The organism is Dietzia aerolata, from assembly GCF_014144865.1.
GTDB classification, from domain to species: Bacteria; Actinomycetota; Actinomycetes; order Mycobacteriales; family Mycobacteriaceae; genus Dietzia; species Dietzia aerolata.
Genome location: NZ_JAALDM010000222.1, coordinates 48,533 through 66,267 on the forward strand (window position 1 = coordinate 48,533; position 17,735 = coordinate 66,267).

Genomic DNA, 17,735 nt, shown 5'->3' on the forward strand with positions numbered 1-17,735 from the left:
GGGTGGACTCCTGTGGGGATGTGCTGTGGTGATGGATGAGTGCTGATGCCCGACCGGGCCCGGTCGGAACGCACCTGAGTGCGTCCGCGGACCGGGCCCGGTGGTGGAACTGGTGTTGTCAGGCCCCTGAAAAGATCAGAGGGACTTGCCGACGAGGCCGATCAGGTCGGCGAGGCGGTTGGAGTAGCCCCACTCATTGTCGTACCAGGAGGCGATCTTGATCTGGCCGTCGATGGCCTTGGTCAGCGGCGCGTCAAAGATCGACGAGTGCGGATCGGTGACGATGTCGGAGGACACGATCGGATCCTCGGTGTACTTGAGGATGCCCTTCATCGGCCCCTCGGCGGCGGCCTTGACCGCCGCGTTGACCTCGTCGACCGACGCCTTCTTCTCGAGCTCGACCGTGAGGTCGGTCAGCGAGCCGGTGGGCAGCGGGACACGCACGGCGTAGCCGTCGAACTTGCCCTTGAGCTCCGGCAGGACCAGGGCGACGGCCTTGGCGGCACCGGTGGAGGTCGGAACCATGTTCAGCGCGGCAGCGCGGGCACGGCGCGGATCCTTGTGCGGCGCGTCGAGCAGGTTCTGATCGGCCGTGTACGCGTGAACAGTGGTCATCAGGCCCTTGATGATGCCGAACTCGTCGGACAGGACCTTGGCGACCGGCGCGAGGCAGTTGGTCGTGCAGGATGCGTTAGAGATGATCGTCTGCGAGCCGTCGTACTGATCGTCATTGACGCCCATGACCACGGTGAGGTCCTCACCGGAGGCGGGGGCCGAGATGATTACCTTCTTGGCCCCACCCTCCAGGTGACCGCGTGCCTTGTCGGCGTTCGTGAAGATGCCGGTGGACTCGACGACGACGTCCACTCCGTAGTCACCCCACGGCACGGAGGCAGGGCCCTCCTTGATCGCCAGGGCGCCGATCTTGGTGCCACCGACGGTCAGAGAGTTGTCGTCGAAGGTGACGTCCTTGCCCAGGCGACCGAGCGTCGAGTCGTACTTCAGGAGGTGGGCGAGCATGTCGTTCGTGGTGAGATCGTTGACGGCGACAATCTCGATGTCAGTCTCGCCCTGGGCCTTGAGAGCCTCCACCGCGCGGTAGAAGTTGCGGCCGATACGTCCGAATCCGTTGATGCCTACGCGCACGGTCACTTCGATGTCTCCTTATTGATGCTGCGAGATTGATGGTGCGAGAACGTTCAGCGCCATAACGGCCACACGTGGCCGATGACGTGACTCAGACTACCCGCAGCGGCGAACACCCGTGCAGGGTCCCGCCGCCATTTAGGCGTCGTCGAGCATGTCCTCTGTGACCACGGACTCCGTGTCCGGGATACCGAGCTCTGATGCCTTTCGGTCCGCCATCGACAGCAGGCGACGAATCCGGCCCGCCACGGCGTCCTTTGTCATGGGCGGATCGGCGAGCTGCCCGAGTTCTTCGAGCGAGGACTGCCGGTGCTGTACCCGGAGTTCGCCGGCCGAAAGTAGGTGATCCGGGACGTCCTCGCCCAGGATCTCCAGAGCACGCTGGACCCGGGCCGCGGCGGCCACCGCGGCCCGGGCGGAACGTCGGAGATTCGCGTCATCGAAGTTGGCGAGTCGGTTCGCGGTGGCGCGGACCTCGCCCCGGGACCGGCGCTCCTCCCACAGGTCTCGCGTGTCGCTGGCGCCCATGCGAGCGAGCAGCACCCCGATCGCCTCGCCGTCGCGAATGACCACACGGTCCCCGCCACGAACTTCGCGCGCCTTGGCGGTGACCCCGAGTCGACGGGCGGCTCCGACGAGCGCCATCGCTGCTTCTGCGCCGGGGGCGGTGACTTCGAGAGCCGACGAGCGACCAGGCTTGGTGAGTGACCCATGAGCCAGGAACGCGCCACGCCACGCTGCTTCTGCGGAAGTGACGGGGCCGCCCACGACAGCTGCAGGAAGGCCGCGGACGCTGCGGCCCGAGCTGTCGACCAGTCCCAACTGTCTCGCCAGGTCGGCACCGCGGTCGATGAGACGAATGACGAACTTCCGGGCTGTGCGTCCTCCGGATCCCCCGATCGGGTGAATCTCGCAGGACATGCCGAATAGTGAGTCGAGTTCCCCCGCGAGACGATCGGCGATGTCGCCCGAATCCACCTCTGCCTCGATGACGAGGCGGCCGGACAGGACCTGCAGGGTTCCGGCGAACCGCAGGAGGGCGGCGACCTCCGCTTTCCTGGTGTCGGAGTTCCCCACGGGGACCCTCACCAGTTCGGACTTGACCTGTGCGGTCAGCGACACTCCCTGCTCCTTCTACTCACGTGGTCTACTCGCCCGCGGGCGCGGGCGTCGAGGTTGCCAACACCGAGGCCAGCAGGACCGGATCATGGACGGCCATCATGTTCCCATCGGCCCCGGTGCGTGCGATCTCGGCGGTCACCACTCGTGCACCGAGGCCGGCGGCGGCACGCTCGAGGTGCTCCCGCTCGGTCGCGCTCAACGGCATCCGGGAATCGACCAGAACCGAGTCGAACTCGATCTCCGGGGTGTGTTGGCGCAACACGTGCAAGTGTTGTTCGGCTGAGAACCCCGCGGTCTCCCCAGGTTGCGGCGCGAGGTTCAACACCAGCACCTTAGTCGCGTCTGTGCGAGCGAGCGCATCAGCGATCTCACGGATAAGGACATTGGGGATGACACTGGTGAACCAGGATCCGGGACCGAGTACCACCAGATCGGCGTTCTCGATGGCGTCGACGACGCCGGCAGCGGCCGGCGGGTCGGGTGGGATGAGGCGCACACGCCTGACCCGTCCCGGAGTGGTGGCCACGGCGACCTGGCCAATGATGGTGCGCACGACACGCGGATCCGCTTCGAGTCCCACGACCTCCGCGGCGATGTCCAGCGCCACCGGCGACATCGGCAGTACTCGTCCGGTGACCCCGAGGATGGAGCCTGCGGCATCGAGTGCTTCGATCGGATCTCCGAGAAGTTCCCACAGGCCTGCGAAGACCAGGTTTCCCACGGCATGGCCGGCTAGCGCGCCGGTGCCTCCGTACCGGTGTTGGAACAAGCGGGTCAGACGGTCGTGATCGTCGTCGTCGGCTGCCAGGGCGCACAGTGCCATCCGCAGGTCGCCGGGTGGCAGGATTCCCATCTCTCGACGCAATCGCCCCGAGGATCCACCGTCGTCGGCGACGGTGACGACGGCCGTGACCTTCTCGGCGACCAGTCGGGCCGCCCGCAGAGTGGCGGAGAGTCCGTGGCCACCGCCGAGAGCCACTACAGACCCGATGGGCGGAGTGTTGTCCGATGTCATCGTGGACTCATTCCCGACCCAGATCGCGATGGCGTACGTGGACATTGACCGAGTCCAGGTCGTTGAGGCGCCCGGCGAGCGATTCGGAGATCGCCACGGAGCGATGCTTACCTCCGGTACAGCCGACCGCGATGGTCATGTATCGCTTGCCCTCGCGCCTGTAGCCGGTCATCGCCAGACGAATCATCGTCTCCGCTGATGTGAGGTATTCCTCGATCGACTGATCGGCGAGGACGTAGTCCTGCACGGGTTTGTCCCTACCGGTATGCGGTTGGAGTTCGGGGATCCAATGTGGATTCGGCAGGAATCGCATGTCGAGAAGCATGTCTACATCAACAGGTACGCCGTATTTGAACCCGAACGACTCGACGGTGAGGTGGAAGTCGAAACCGAGATCACCGAAGGGGGTTTCCAGGCGATGTCGCAGGTCGTGGACGCTGAGGTTCGAGGTGTCGACGACGACATCGGCACGGCCCCGCAGTCCCTCCAGGACCCGCCGTTCGCGGACGATTCCGTCGATGAGACCGCCTCCGGACTGCAGCGGATGGGAGCGGCGGACGTTGTTGAACCTGCTCACGAGCGCTTCGTCGGACGCCTCGAGGAACAGGATGCGGGCTCCGGTTGAACTGGCGAAGTGCTCGAGGAGGTCTTCCAGGTATTCGTCAAAGCCGATGCTGCGGGTGTCGACAACCATCGCCAGCCGTTGCGGACCGGACTCCGACTCGCCGATCTGGGTCAGGAAGTCACCAACGAACTCCAGGGGGAGATTGTCTACGACGTACCAGCCGAACTCCTCGAGCACCTTCGAGGCCGTGCCCTTTCCTGCGCCGGACATCCCGCTGATCAGGAGTAGCTCACGCTGCTGATCGCTGTCGACCATCAACTCACCTCGCATCGTCGGTCCTGTTCCTATCCTGTGCGTTCGAGTCTGTCATGTCGCGCGCGGACTCGCCGGTCGCCTTGGAATCAGATTCGAGGACTGTTTGGATGGCCGCCGCGACCCCGGGACCGATCCCGGGGATTGCACAGAGGTCTTCTGCGGTCGCCTTGCGTAGCGCAGACACGGTCGGAAAGGCTTCGGTGAGGGCGGCACGCCGTGAGGGGCCGAGGCCGGGGACATCGTCGAGAACCGAAGTGGTCATGCGCTTTGAGCGTGCTCCCCGATGAGCTCGAATCGCGAAGCGGTGTGCCTCGTCACGAAGACGTTGGAGGAGGAACAACCCTTCACCGTGGCGGGGGAAGATCACCGGGTAGTCCTCCCCGGGAAGCCAGATCTCCTCGAGCCTTTTGGCGATCCCGATGACCGGTACGTCCGTGATGCCGAGCTCCGCCAGCACCTCCGCCGCCGCCTCGACCTGCGGTCGGCCCCCGTCCACCACGAAGAGCTGCGGCGGATAGGCGAAGCGACGGGAGGCCGTGGACTTGGCGTCGGAGTCCGATTCGTCGTCGACCGGACCGTCCGTCTCGTCCGGGGTGTGTGCGGGGTCCTCGTGGTGGCGACGAAACCTGCGGCGTGTGACTTCGGCGATGCTGCCGACGTCGTCGGACCGCCCGTCTCCCGCCGCCTCCCGGATCCGGTACACGCGGTAATCGCTCTTGCGGGGGATACCGTCCTCGAACACGACGAGTGAGGCCATGACGTCGGTGCCCTGAATGTGGGAGATGTCGACGCACTCGATGCGCAGGGGTGCGGCGTCGAGTTCGAGGGTCTCCTGGATTTCCTGCAGGGCGGCGGAGCGCGCGGTGAGATCACCACTGCGTCGGAGTTTGTGCTGTGTAAGGGTCTCGACCGCATTGCGGTGCACGGTCTCGGCAAGAGCCCTCTTGTCTCCGCGTTGCGGAATCCGGAGGGACACGCGTGATCCGCGCAGACCGGACAACCAGTCGGCCAATTCGTGGGAGTCCTCCGGCAGGGCCGGCACGAGGACCTCACGCGGCACCGCGGCAGCGATGTCGCTGGTCTCGGCAGCTTCGGCGAGGTCCGCCTCGCCGCCGTAGAACTGCGCGAGATAGTCACTGACGATGCCCGGAACGGCCCGGGTGGCGTCGAAGTTGCCCTCATCGTCGATACCGTGGGTGTGCTCGACGACCCACCCGCGCTGGCCGCGTATGCGCCCGCCCCGGACGTGGAAGACGTGTACGGAGGCCTGCAACTCGTCGGCCTCGACCGCCACCACGTCCGCATCGGTGCCGTCGCCGAGGACCACCGCTTGTTTCTCCATCGCGCGGCGCATCGCCTCGAGATCGTCACGAAGTCGGGCGGCGCGTTCGAAATCCAGATCCGCGGATGCCTCGAGCATCTGCTTTTCGATCCGACGCATGATCGCGTCCGTGCGGCCGGCCAGAAAATCGATGAGCTCGTTAACGATCGCCCGGTGCTCGTCCGGGGTCACCCGTCCCACGCACGGTGCGGAGCATTTGTCGATGTATCCCAGTAGGCACGGACGACCGAGTTGGGCTTGACGTTTGTAGACGCCCGCAGAGCAGGACCGAACCGGGAAGACGCGTTGCAGGGTGTCGAGGGTGTCCCGGATTGCCCAGGCGTGGGAGTACGGGCCGAAGTAGCGGGTGCCGGGCCGTCTCGGGCCCCGGTAGACGAAAGCGCGGGGGATGTCCTCCCCCACGGTCACGGCGAGCAACGGATAGGTCTTGTCGTCGCGGTAGCGAACGTTGAATCGTGGGTCGTACTTCTTGATCCAGGTGTACTCGAGCTGAAGCGCTTCTACTTCTGTGGAGACAACGGTCCACTGAACTCCGGCGGCAGAGGTGACCATCTGCCGGGTCCGCGGATGCAGCAGAGTCAGGTCGGCGAAGTACGAGCTGAGCCGACTTCGGAGGTTCTTGGCCTTGCCCACATAGATGACCCGACCGTGCTCATCGCGAAAGCGGTAGACCCCCGGCTCCGTGGGGATGGAACCGGGGGCCGGACGATAGGTGCGTGGATCAGCCACAACAGATCAGCGGTCGGCGACGGTCTCTGGATCGGCGGCCGAGGGCTTGTGCTCGCGCACCACATCGCGGAGGCGGGCCATCGCCTCGACCCCGTCGGCGCCATCGAACGTCTGGATCGCCCAGATCCCCACGTGCTCATACGCGGGCAATTCGAGTCTCGGCCAGAAGCTGGACCGCGGGAACGTGAGACCCACAACGTCCTCCCAGGGCCAGACGCGCGAGCGCATCGGCCCGGTGATCTCCACGCCCGCCGACCCGGCCCGGACACGGATCCGGAGGAGGGTGAGCAGTACGCCGGCGAAGATGAGGCCGGTGACCACGAACGCGAGCTGATCGGGAACCCCGATCGTTACGCCGGTGTCCCCGCGGACGAGGATGATCGCCCACACGATGTGGACGAGCACGATCACCACCGCCAGCACGGTCACGACCCGTCGCATGCGGGTCGGCCGGTGTTCGAACTCCCAACCGGGTTCGGTGGCGCTCGGAGAACCGGTGGCGCGAGCGGCACCGTCGGGCTCTGCGCTCATCGTCCGCTCCTGAGGTCACGTAGGACGACGGCCGCGCCAAGGGCTGCCGCAGCGGCCTCACCGCCCTTGTCCTCCGTGGCGCCGTCGTGTCCGTCGCGGTCCAGGGCCTGCTGTTCGTCATTGGTGGTGAGTACGCCGTGCGCGACCGGGACCGATTCGTCGAGGGCCACACGCGTGAGCCCGGCGGTCACAGAATCGCAGACGTAGTCGAAATGCGGTGTTCCGCCGCGGATGACCACGCCGAGAGCCACCACGGCATCGTGAGTGCGGGCGAGTTCCTGCGCCACCACGGGCAACTCCACCGCGCCGGTGACGCGGACGACGGTCACCGCTGCACCGGCGGTATCCGCCACCGCCACCGCGCGATCGAGCAGTTGTGTGCAGATCGCGTCGTGCCACGTCGACGCCACGATCCCGAGCCGCAGGCCCCGGGCGTCGGGAATCACCAGCTCCGGCCTTCCGCTGCCGCTCATCGCTGTCCCTCTCCGTCATCGTCGTTGCCGGGTGCACCGTTGGCCGATCGTGCCGCCTGGTCGTCGGCCGCATCGTCGAGACCCTCGAGCAGGTGCCCCATCCGGTCACGTTTGGTTCGCAGGTAGCGGAGATTCTCCGGGGTGACCACGGTCGGTGTGGGCACCCGCTCCGCCACTTCGACGCCACCGGCGCGCAGCGCGTCAGCCTTGGCCGGGTTGTTGGTCATCAGGCGCACCCTGCTCACCCCGAGGTTACGCAGCATCTGGGCGGCGAGGCTGAAGTCGCGCGCGTCGGCGGGCAGCCCGAGGTCCAGGTTCGCGTCGACAGTGTCGCGGCCGGAGTCCTGGAGTTCATAGGCGCGGAGCTTCTGGACCAGGCCGATGCCCCGTCCTTCGTGGCCGCGCATGTACAGCACCACTCCCCTGCCCTCCTCGCAGACGGCGGCGACCGCGGCGTCGAGTTGGGGTCCGCAGTCGCAGCGCAGTGAGTGGAAGACGTCGCCGGTCAGGCACTCCGAGTGGATCCGTACCGTCACCGGCTCGTCGCCCGAGATGTCACCGGCGACCATCGCGATGTGCTCGACGCCGTCGAGGACGTCACGGTAGCCGTGGGCGGTCATGGTGCCGGTCGGGGTCGGGATCCGGGCGGCGGCTTCATGGACGATCTGGACCTCGTGCGCCCGGCGCCACGCCTGAAGGTCTTCGATGGTGATCAACGCCAGCCCGTGCTCGTCGGCGAACCGCCGGAGCTCGGGGGTACGGGCCATGGTCGTGGGATCGTCCTCGGAGACGATCTCGCAGATCACGCCCGCCGGTCGTAGGCCGGCCAGTCGGGCCAGGTCAACGGCGGACTCGGTGTGCCCGGGGCGGGTCAGGACGCCGCCGGGACGGGCCCGCAGTGGCACGACGTGGCCCGGCCGGGTGAAGTCACCGGGCACGGTCTCGTCGGAGGCGAGCAGTCGCGCCGTGCGGGCACGGTCCGCTGCGGAGATGCCGGTGGTCACGCCGGTCCGCGCGTCCACGGTCACGGTGTAGGCGGTATCGTGCCGGTCCTCGTTGATGGCCCGCATCGGCGGGAGATCGAGTCGCAGGCAGTCCTCGGCCTCGAGCGCCACGCATACGTATCCGGAGGAGTACCGGACGAGGAACCCCATGAGCTCCGGGGTGGCGAGTTCGGCGGCGAAGATCAGATCGCCCTCGTTCTCACGGTCCTCGCTGTCAACGACGACCACCGCCTTGCCCGCCGCGATGTCGGCGATGGCGCGATCTATGCCGTCGAAGGTGGTCACTGCTACGGATACTCCTGTGTCTCATCATGTCCGGGGCGTCGGCCGCGGGCGCGGGCTCAAGTATGGCGCATCAGGTCAGCGGGTCGAACCACCGCGTCCGCCCAGCAGCCGCTCGACGTACTTCGCGAGCACGTCGACTTCCAGATTCACCGCGTCCCCGTCGGCCAGAGTCCCCAGCACGGTCGCGTCGCGGGTCGTGGGGATGAGGGACACCTCGAGCCAGGGCTCGGCCGCTCCGGTCTCGCTGACCGCCGAGACGGTCAGGGACGTGCCGGAAACCGTGATGGAGCCCTTCTCCACCACGTACCGCTCCAGGTCCGTGGGGACCGAGACCCGCATGACCTGCCAGTGCTCGTGCTCCTCTCGACCGAGGACGCGCCCGGTGCCGTCGACGTGCCCCTGCACGATGTGTCCCCCGAACCTGGCGTCCGCGCGCATCGCCCGCTCGAGATTCACCGCGGAACCGACGGCGAGTTCGGCCAGCGCTGTGCGATCCAGGGTCTCGGCCATGACGTCCGCGTCAAAGGTCTCGCCGGGGGTGTATTCGGTGACGGTGAGACAGACGCCGTTGACGGAGATCGAGTCCCCGTGCCCGGCGTCGGAGGTGACGAGCGGGCCCCGGATGCGCAGCCTGGCGGAGTCCCCGACGCGCTCCACGGATTCGAGCGTGCCCAGCTCCTCGACGATTCCGGTGAACATCAGCGTGATCCTTCCGTCGGTGTGTCTGTTGACGTGCCGGTGTCGGCCACTGCGCCTGTGTCTGTTCCGGCGCCGGCCCCGGCGTCTGTTTCGGCGCCGGACTCGACGTCGCCGCGCGTTCCGCGCCGGGCCGTCAGCCGCAGGTACATGTCGTCGCCGAGCATCGCCGTCTCCAGGATCCGGAACCGGTGCGCCTCGGGCAGGGTCGTGACGCCGGCACCGGTCACCGCACTCAGTCCGTCGCCGAGTACGACGGGGGCGAGGTAGGCGTCGACCTCGTCCACCAGGCCCGCGGTGAGGAACGCGCCGGCCAGGTGCGGGCCACCCTCGATGAGGACGTGGTTGACGTCGCCGAGCAACTCCAGCGCCGCCGCCGGATCCCGGGTCTCAAGGTGCCGGAACCTGCCGTCGGTGCCACGCACCCGCGCGTCACGGGGCACCGCGGTCAGGCCCATCACCGCGCGCAGGGGCTGGCGTGCGGAAGGTGTGGAGCCGGAGATGCGGGCGGTCAGTGCCGGGTCGTCGGTGCGCAACGTTCCTGATCCGACGACGACGACGTCCATCTCCTCGCGTCTGGCATGCACGTGTCTGCGGGCGGCCGGCCCGGTGATCCACATGCTCGTCCCATCGGCCGCGGCCACGTGACCGTCCATGCTCGCAGCGTATTTCCAGGTCACCATCGGCCGACCGTGGGACTGCCGGTGTAGCCACGCGGCCAAGGGGCCGGTGCGGGCGTTGACGGCGCTGGTGTCGTCGTCGTAAAGAACGGCATCAACCCCCGCCCGCCGTAAGGTCTCGGCTCCGCCCGCGGCGTCCGGCGTCGGGTCGGACACGGCGTACACCACCCGCGAGATCCCGTCGGCGATGGCGCGCGCGGTGCAGGGTCCCGTCCGACCGTGGTGCGCGCAGGGCTCGAGGGTGACCACCAACGTCCCGCCCCGGGCGCGGTCCCCGGCCTCGTCGAGCGCCACGACTTCCGCGTGCCGACCGCCCGCGGCCTCCGTGGCGCCGCGTCCCACGATCGTTCCAGCCGCATCGAGCACCACCGCACCGACCGGCGGGTTGGGCGTGGAGACCCCAAGCGCCGACCTCGACACCCGTAGAGCCTCGACCAGGGCGGCTCGCTCCACCTCCCGGCGGGGATCCGGCGATCCGGCCCCGGTCACCGGCGAGCGTCCAGGGCCTCCGCGCGCAGGGCCTCGACCTTCGCGTCGGGATCGGGCGCGCCGTAGACGGCAGAACCCGCGACGAACACATCGCACCCCGCGTCGGCACTGGCGCCGATCGTGGAGGCGTCGATCCCGCCGTCGATCTGGATCAGCACGTCCACGCCACGACGGTCGATCTCCGCGCGCAGCGTGCGCACCTTGTCGAGGACCTCCGGCATGAACTTCTGGCCCCCGAACCCGGGCTCGACGCTCATCACCAGGACCACGTCCACCGTGTCGAGCAGCTCGAGGTACGGCTCGACCGGCGTGCCCGGCTTGATGGAGATCCCGGCCTTGCAGCCCTTCGAGTGCAGCAGCTCCGCCACGCCGCGGGGGTCATCCGTGGCCTCCACGTGGAACGTGACGTTGAACGCGCCGGCGTCCACATAGTCACCTACCCACCGCGCGGGGTCCTCGATCATCAGGTGGCAGTCCATCGGCTTGTCCGTCACCGCGTGGACGGCCTTGGCGACCGGTGCGCCGAACGAGAGGTTGGGGACAAAATGGCCGTCCATCACGTCGACGTGGATCCAGTCCGCCGACGGGATGCGCTCGATCTCCCGATCGAGGCGGGCGAAGTCTGCGGACAGGATCGACGGCGCGATGAGCGGCTGGTACGACATGCCGTCCAGTCTAGGCGTCGCCCGCGTCATCTTCGATTCGCGTGCGGGCCGCGGTCATTCTCGTGCGGGCCGGCCTCATTCGGTGCGGCGCAGGGCCGCCATGAACATCGCATCCGTCCCGTGGCGATGCGGCCAGAGCTGCACCCACGGCCCCTCGCCCATCCCGTCGAGGGGCTCCGCGGCCATGCCGGACAGGACCGGGCGCACGTCCAGTACCTCCACGTCAGCGCGGCGGCTGATCTCGCGAACCACCGATACCGTCTCCGACAGGTGCGGCGAGCAGGTCGCGTACAGCACCACGCCGCCGGGCCTGACCAGCGCCAACGCCGAGTCGACGAGCTCGCGTTGGAGCGCCACGAGGGGCGGGATGTCCGCCGCGGTCTTGCGCCACCGCGCCTCGGGACGACGACGAAGTGCGCCCAGGCCCGAACACGGAGCATCAACGAGAACCCGATCAAAGCCGGACTCCAGACCCGGTGACCGTCCGTCCGTGGTGACCACCTGGACAGGCAGATCCCGGGTGGCCTCTCGCACCAGGTCCGCTCGATGCTCGGAGACCTCGACCGCGGTGACCGAGGCGCCCTCGATTTCCGCCAGAGCACCGAGCAGGGCCGCCTTGCCGCCCGGTCCTGCGCACAGGTCCAGCCACCGGCCCTCGTCCTCGCCGACGATCGGGGACCTGGCCGCCGCGAGGGCTACGAGCTGGCTGCCCTCGTCCTGGACGGCCGCCAACCCCTCCTTCACCGCGTCCAGGGAACCCGGATCGCCGGAATCCAGATGGACGGCGTATGGCGACAGAGTTCCCTCGGATCCGCCGGTGACCAGCGCGAGTTCCTCGCCGGAGATCGCACCCGGGCGCGCGGCGAGATGCACCTTCGGCCGGGCGTCGTCGGCGGCCAACAGGTCGGGCAGTTCGCCGGCCGCGGAGCCGAGAGACTCCGCGAATGCCCGCGCAATCCATTCCGGGTGCGCGGTGCCGATGGCCATGCGGCCGATCGGGTCGGTAACCCCCTCTCGGAGCGCATCGATCCACTCCTGCGCTGACCGCGATGAGATCTTCCGGAGAACGGCGTTGACGAATCCGCCCGCCCGTCCGAGACCTGCGGTGCGTGCGGCTTCCACCGTGGTGTCGACCGCGGCGTGGGCGCCGATGCGGGTGAAAAGCAGCTGGTAGGCGCCGAGCCGGAGCAGATCCAGCACCGGCGGATCGACCTCGTCGACAGGTCGGGAAGCGGCGAGCTCGATAATCCGGTCTAAAAGCCCCTGACTACGCAACGTGCCGTAGGTGAGTTCGGTGGCCAGGGCCGAGTCCCGCTGATCAAGCCGGGCGCGTCGAAGCTGCGCCGGGAGCGCCAGGTTCGCGTAGGCGGACCTGTCTCGCACAGCCGTCATGACCGCCAGCGCCACGGCGCGCGCATCGGTCGGAGCCGACTGCGGTGCCTGCGAAGACTGCGCTGCCCGTCCAGACCCCGCTCCCTGGGGCCTACGTCCCCGATTACCGCCGCCGCGGCTGCCGCCCCGCTGGTCGCCAGCCCCTGCGTTCTTACCCCTGGAGCCTCGGTGACCGGCACCGTGACCACCGGAACCCCGACTGTCGGCGCGACGGCTCCCCGCACCCTGATCTCCTGCACTGTGGCTGCCGGCGCTTCGGTTGTGTGAGCCCTGCTTGTTGTGACCGTGCTTGCTCGAACCCTGTCCCTTCGGCGGGGTCCGTCGATCGCGTGAGTCGTCGACGCTCATCCGAACACGGCCCCTTCCACCAGCCGAGCGCCCCGCGCCCAATCCAGTGCATTCATCATCTTCTTGCCCGGAGGCTGCAGCTTCTCCACCACGATCGGGGTCGATGCTGTGCCCACGAGGAATACTCGCTTTCCCCAGCTCAGCTGCCCGGGTGCCAACGGTTCATCGAGCCCGACCGCTTCTACCTCTGAGTTGTCAGCAATTCTCGCCGTCCCGATCTTCACGCGGTTATCACCAAATGTCGTCCATGCGCCGGGTGCGGGGGTTACGGACCGGATGTGGCGGTCAACGGCCTGCGCCGGATCCGTCCATTTGACGCGAGCGTCCTCGACGGTGAGCTTGCCGGCGTAGGACACGCCGTCCTGCGATTGCGGCTCGGCGCGTAGCGTGCCGGCTTCAATGCCGTCGAGAGTCGCTTCCAGTAGTCCGGCGCCGGCGGTGGCGAGTCTGTCGAGCAGGTCTCCGGCAGTGTCGTGGGGGCGAATAGTTTCGGTCATGGTCCCGAGTACCGGTCCGGTATCCATACCTTCCTCCAGACGGAAGGTCGTGGCACCGGTGATCTCATCCCCGGCGGCGATCGCAGCATTGACCGGTGCGGCCCCGCGCCAGGCCGGAAGCAATGAGAAGTGGAGGTTGATCCACCCGTGGGTGGGGATGTCGAGCACCGGTCGGGGAACCAGATGGCCGTAGGCAACAACCGGAGCGGCATCGGGAGCCAACTGGCGAAGCCGGTCGGCGAACTCAGGATCGCGCGCATTGGGCGGGGTCAGGACCTCGATGCCTGCGGCATCAGCCGCGGCCGCCACGGGGCTGCGGGACAGTCCCCGGCCCCGACCCGTGCGGGCATCCGGGCGGGTCACGACCGCCACAACGTCATGGGACTCACTGTCGATCAGTGCCTGCAGCGACGGGACTGCGACCTCCGGTGTACCGGCGAAGACAAGTCGCATGCTCACTTCACCCCCGTCGGCTCGACCAGCTGGTCATGGATGACTCCCGCGCTGATCGCCGCATTGCCGAACCATGACGATGACCGGATCTCCGCCATGGCGGACCTGCGGTGTTCGGGCGTCAGTCGCTGAAGGAACAGCACGCCGTCAAGGTGATCGGTCTCGTGCTGGACCGCTCTGGCGAGAATCCCGTCCGCATCAAACGAGACGGGGTTGCCGTGGATGTCCTGGCCGCTGGCTCGAACGCGGGCATATCGCTCAGTCGGCTCACTGATCTCCGGGATAGACAGACATCCTTCGTTGACAAACGTCTTCTCGTCGCCGATCGGCTCCCACTCCGGATTGACGAGGTGACCTTCCTTGCCTCCACAGGTGTAGACGAACACCCGGAGGGACAAGCCGATCTGGGGCGCGGCCAGTCCGGCGCCGTCCTCGTGTCGGACGGTGTCCATCAGATCCGCCACCGCCCGATCCAATCTGTCATCGAAGGAGGTGACGGGATCGGTGGGCGTCCGAAGCACCGGGTCGCCGAACAGACGGACGGGATGGACGGTCATGCGTATCTGGTCTCCTCGAGGGCGAAACGGGGGTGGCCGTCCATTCTAGGGTCTGGACTGGTGATCTGAGAGTGACGGTCGTGCTAGCCGATATGTATCGGGTCCAGCCGCACTCGGACGGGGTCGGCATTTCGGCGCCCCGATCGTCCGACAACGAAGGCCTTCACCTCGTTGACGACCTGGTCCAGCCCGGCCGGGGGCACGCGGAGTAGGAGTCGTTCGGGATCCCGGATCTGATCGTGCCCGGGGAGTTGGTCCCCTTCCGGCAGGTCAACTGGCCCCAGCACTTCGACGCTGTCAATGAGTCGGAAGTCCTCGAGGAAATCCGCCAGAGCTTCTGCTGGACCGTCCACCGCGATCATGTGGACCGCCGGTGGGAAGCCGACCTCGGCTCGGTCCGCGAGTTCCCGCTCCGCCCAACTCTGCGGTGACCATCGCACCAGTGCCTGCGCTACCGCTGAATCTGAATCCGCGGACAGGAATACACGGCCACCTTCACTCGCTGGACGAACGAGACCAGCCGCCCCGATCCACAGCCGGAGGGCATTTTGAACCGCCCGTAGATCTGGTCGCCCCAGCAATGCCCAGGAGTCCAATAGCAGTGCCGCCCCATAGCCCCCTTCGGCAACTGGTTCCGCTCCCGGAGTGGAGACGATGATCGCAGGACTCGCGGGGACAGAGTCGAGGATCTCCCCTCCCCCGCTGGTACGAACGCGGACACCGGGAAACATCCGGCCCAACTCCTCCGCTGTCCTGCCGGCACCGACAACGCCTGCCCGCAGCGCCCTCGATCCGCACGCCACGCACCTAAATGCGGTCTCGGGGGCGCCACACCACCCGCACGCCAGATCAACCGGTCCGTATACATCGTCCATACGACCAGCCCTGATCGGGCCGTTGCACCGGCGACATCGTGCAGGGGTGCGGCACGAGCCACAGAGCAAGGTGGGGATATACCCCTTGCGGGGTACTTGCACCAAGACCGGAGCGTCTATGTCAATCGCCTCGCGCGCCATCGTCAATGCGACTGCCGGCAGCCTGGTGCGTCCGCCGGCGACATCTCTGGCCTGTACCGGATCAGCATCCGTCACCGCGACGATCTGCGGTGCGAGCTCCCGGATGAGCCCCGGTCGAGGCAGAATCTCGTGTGCCCAGCCCGTTCGCACATACTCGGCGACCTCGGGTGTCCGGTCCACAGCGCTGAACATCAACGGGGTGCCGTCGAGGAGGGATCGTTGCACCGCGACCTCCCGCGTATGCGGGTAGGGCGCGCGTGGCTCGACGAAGGAGTCGTCGCCGTCGTCGTGCACGATAATCATTCCGAGCTCGGGAAGAGGCGCGAAAACCGCGCTACGGGTGCCAACGACGATCCGGGCGTGGCCCCTGATCGCTCGCAGCCACCGTCGGTAGCGGGCTGACGGACCGACCCCCGCGGACAGGTCCGTGACGAGGTCTCGGCCTGCGGCTCCCCCTCCGACAGCCGACCGGCATACCGCAGTCAATCGGTCGACATCCCGCTGGTCGGGAACGATCAAGAGGACCTGGAGCCCTCGACGACTGATCGAGTCCGCCAGTGACGCGAGAGCAACAGCCCAATCACGACCCGGGGGGACCGTCCACGCAGCCCGTGGCGCGAGGCCCCCTGTTGCAGCTTCGAGGAACCTGGCGACCATCGGGTGATCGGCCCAGCCTGCGGGAACCTCCACTGGTCCGAGCGTGACCCCTTGGGAAGCCACCGAGTCGGGGACTGACTTCTCCGCGGAAGCATGCCGGGGCGGGATCGCCAATCTGATGACATCAGTCCGCATGCCAACCCACCGATGTGCAACCGCATCGACCAATCGCAGCAGCCCCGGTGTCAGAACCGGTTCCGCCGAAACAACTCGCTCCAGCCAGGACAACTCGCCACGATGGTCGGATTCGTCGGTACGCGCGATGATGAAGCCGTCGACCAGACGACCCGCGAAGCGCACCCGGACTCGGGCACCGGGCACCGCGTCCTCCGACAGTGACTCCGATACCAGGTAGTCAAACTCCCGGTCGAGGTGCGGAACCCCGAGCAACGGCAGAACCCGGGCCACCGGCGATGTACTCGCCGGGACCCGGGCCGCTGATCGTGTTGCCGTCACGTTCGGGATCCTTGCACCCCGCTACGACATGATGTGCGCGTTGTCAGAGTCCTGTGGCCTTGCGCAGCTCGTCGACGCGGTCGGTGCGCTCCCACGGGAGGTCGATGTCGGTACGACCGAAATGACCGTACGCCGCGGTGGGAGCATAGATGGGACGCTTGAGGTCCAGATCCCGGATAATCGCACCGGGGCGAAGATCGAACACATCCGATACAGCCTGCTGAAGTGCCTCGATCGACACCTTCTCGGTCCCGAACGCCTCGACGAACAGGCCCACCGGGGCCGCCTTGCCGATGGCGTAAGCGACCTGCACCTCGACTCGCTCGGCCAATTCGGCAGCGACGATGTTCTTGGCCACCCAGCGCATGGCATAGGCAGCCGAACGGTCCACCTTTGACGGATCCTTACCGGAGAACGCGCCACCACCGTGGCGAGCCATGCCACCGTAGGTATCGACGATGATCTTGCGGCCGGTCAGGCCGGCGTCACCCATCGGCCCGCCCAGCACGAACCGACCAGTCGGGTTGACCAAGAGTCGGTAGTCGCTCTGGTCGATCGACTTGACGGCGCCCTCCGCGAGAACCGGCTTGATCACGTGCTCGGTCAGATCATCACGGAGAGTGGTCTCCAGATCGATTCCATCCGCATGCTGCGTGGAGATGACGATCGTGTCCAGTCGTACCGCGTTGTCACCGTCGTACTCGATGGTGACCTGCGTCTTGCCGTCCGGACGAAGGTACGACAATGTGCCGTTCTTGCGGACCTCGGTCAGCCGGCGCGACAGGCGGTGCGCCAGAGCGATCGGAAGCGGCATCAACTCCGGGGTGTCAGAGCAGGCGTAACCAAACATCAGGCCCTGATCGCCGGCGCCCTGGCGGGCGATCTCGTCTTCGACGGACTCACCCGAGGTGCGGGCCTCGTGAGAGGTGTCGACACCCTGGGCAATCTCAGGCGACTGCTGCCCGATGGAGATCGACACGCCGCAGGACACACCATCGAAACCCTTGTCCGACGAGTCGTATCCAATTTCCACGATCTTGTCGCGGATCAGCTGCGGGATCTCAACGTAGCCGGTGGTCTTGACCTCACCCGCCACGTGGACCTGGCCGGTGGTGACCATGGTCTCCACGGCCACCCGGGCAGCCGGATCCTGCTCCAGCATCGCGTCCAGAATCGCGTCTGAGATCGCGTCACAGATCTTGTCCGGATGCCCCTCGGTCACGGACTCGCTGGTGAACAGCCGACGTGCCTGCGTCACAGTGGTTCTCTCTTCCGTCGTCGGATCGCGTGCGATCGCCTGCG

General features: G+C 67.3%; 16 protein-coding genes. All 16 read right to left on the reverse strand.

Annotated elements, in window-relative coordinates:
- Positions 1 to 135: 135 nt before the first annotated feature.
- Positions 136 to 1,152 (reverse strand): type I glyceraldehyde-3-phosphate dehydrogenase, encoded by a 1,017-nt coding sequence (gene gap / locus G6016_RS12835; RefSeq protein ID WP_182633025.1) that lies wholly within the window; start codon positions 1,150 to 1,152, stop codon positions 136 to 138.
- A 132-nt stretch (positions 1,153 to 1,284) separates the two neighbouring features.
- Complete coding sequence (whiA, locus tag G6016_RS12840) at positions 1,285 to 2,268, reverse strand: DNA-binding protein WhiA (protein WP_182633026.1); 984 nt, start codon at positions 2,266 to 2,268, stop codon at positions 1,285 to 1,287.
- A 25-nt stretch (positions 2,269 to 2,293) separates the two neighbouring features.
- Positions 2,294 to 3,283 (reverse strand): gluconeogenesis factor YvcK family protein, encoded by a 990-nt coding sequence (locus G6016_RS12845; RefSeq protein WP_182633090.1) that lies wholly within the window; start codon positions 3,281 to 3,283, stop codon positions 2,294 to 2,296.
- A 7-nt stretch (positions 3,284 to 3,290) separates the two neighbouring features.
- Positions 3,291 to 4,163 (reverse strand): RNase adapter RapZ, encoded by an 873-nt coding sequence (rapZ, locus tag G6016_RS12850; protein WP_182633027.1) that lies wholly within the window; start codon positions 4,161 to 4,163, stop codon positions 3,291 to 3,293.
- Positions 4,164 to 4,167: 4 nt separating this feature from the next.
- On the reverse strand, positions 4,168 to 6,234 hold the full coding sequence (gene uvrC / locus G6016_RS12855) for an excinuclease ABC subunit UvrC (protein WP_182633028.1): 2,067 nt from the start codon (positions 6,232 to 6,234) through the stop codon (positions 4,168 to 4,170).
- Positions 6,235 to 6,240: 6 nt separating this feature from the next.
- Positions 6,241 to 6,765 carry a PH domain-containing protein gene (locus tag G6016_RS12860; protein WP_182633029.1) on the reverse strand — a complete coding sequence of 175 codons (525 nt, stop codon included), beginning with the start codon at positions 6,763 to 6,765 and terminating at the stop codon, positions 6,241 to 6,243.
- Positions 6,762 to 7,238 (reverse strand): 6,7-dimethyl-8-ribityllumazine synthase, encoded by a 477-nt coding sequence (gene ribH, locus G6016_RS12865; protein WP_182633030.1) that lies wholly within the window; start codon positions 7,236 to 7,238, stop codon positions 6,762 to 6,764. The genes G6016_RS12860 and ribH overlap by 4 nt, the downstream gene beginning before the upstream one ends.
- Positions 7,235 to 8,527 (reverse strand): bifunctional 3,4-dihydroxy-2-butanone-4-phosphate synthase/GTP cyclohydrolase II, encoded by a 1,293-nt coding sequence (locus G6016_RS12870; RefSeq protein WP_182633031.1) that lies wholly within the window; start codon positions 8,525 to 8,527, stop codon positions 7,235 to 7,237. The genes ribH and G6016_RS12870 overlap by 4 nt, the downstream gene beginning before the upstream one ends.
- Positions 8,528 to 8,602: 75 nt before the next feature.
- Positions 8,603 to 9,226 carry a riboflavin synthase gene (locus G6016_RS12875; RefSeq protein WP_182633032.1) on the reverse strand — a complete coding sequence of 208 codons (624 nt, stop codon included), beginning with the start codon at positions 9,224 to 9,226 and terminating at the stop codon, positions 8,603 to 8,605.
- Positions 9,226 to 10,392 carry a bifunctional diaminohydroxyphosphoribosylaminopyrimidine deaminase/5-amino-6-(5-phosphoribosylamino)uracil reductase RibD gene (ribD, locus tag G6016_RS12880; protein ID WP_182633033.1) on the reverse strand — a complete coding sequence of 389 codons (1,167 nt, stop codon included), beginning with the start codon at positions 10,390 to 10,392 and terminating at the stop codon, positions 9,226 to 9,228. The genes G6016_RS12875 and ribD overlap by 1 nt, the downstream gene beginning before the upstream one ends.
- Entirely contained in the window at positions 10,389 to 11,057 is a 669-nt protein-coding gene (gene rpe / locus G6016_RS12885) for a ribulose-phosphate 3-epimerase (protein WP_182633034.1), read from the reverse strand. Before rpe ends, ribD begins: the two co-directional genes overlap by 4 nt.
- Before the next feature lie 75 nt (positions 11,058 to 11,132).
- On the reverse strand, positions 11,133 to 12,464 hold the full coding sequence (locus tag G6016_RS12890) for a transcription antitermination factor NusB (RefSeq protein WP_182633035.1): 1,332 nt from the start codon (positions 12,462 to 12,464) through the stop codon (positions 11,133 to 11,135).
- 329 nt (positions 12,465 to 12,793) lie between these two features.
- On the reverse strand, positions 12,794 to 13,747 hold the full coding sequence (gene fmt, locus G6016_RS12895) for a methionyl-tRNA formyltransferase (RefSeq protein WP_182633036.1): 954 nt from the start codon (positions 13,745 to 13,747) through the stop codon (positions 12,794 to 12,796).
- 2 nt (positions 13,748 to 13,749) lie between these two features.
- Complete coding sequence (def, locus tag G6016_RS12900) at positions 13,750 to 14,304, reverse strand: peptide deformylase (protein ID WP_182633037.1); 555 nt, start codon at positions 14,302 to 14,304, stop codon at positions 13,750 to 13,752.
- 83 nt (positions 14,305 to 14,387) lie between these two features.
- Positions 14,388 to 16,433 carry a primosomal protein N' family DNA-binding protein gene (locus G6016_RS12905; RefSeq protein WP_182633038.1) on the reverse strand — a complete coding sequence of 682 codons (2,046 nt, stop codon included), beginning with the start codon at positions 16,431 to 16,433 and terminating at the stop codon, positions 14,388 to 14,390.
- 43 nt (positions 16,434 to 16,476) lie between these two features.
- The gene (gene metK / locus G6016_RS12910) at positions 16,477 to 17,691 is read right to left on the reverse strand and encodes a methionine adenosyltransferase (RefSeq protein ID WP_182633039.1); all 1,215 of its coding nucleotides are present in this window, start codon (positions 17,689 to 17,691) and stop codon (positions 16,477 to 16,479) included.
- Positions 17,692 to 17,735: the final 44 nt, after the last annotated feature.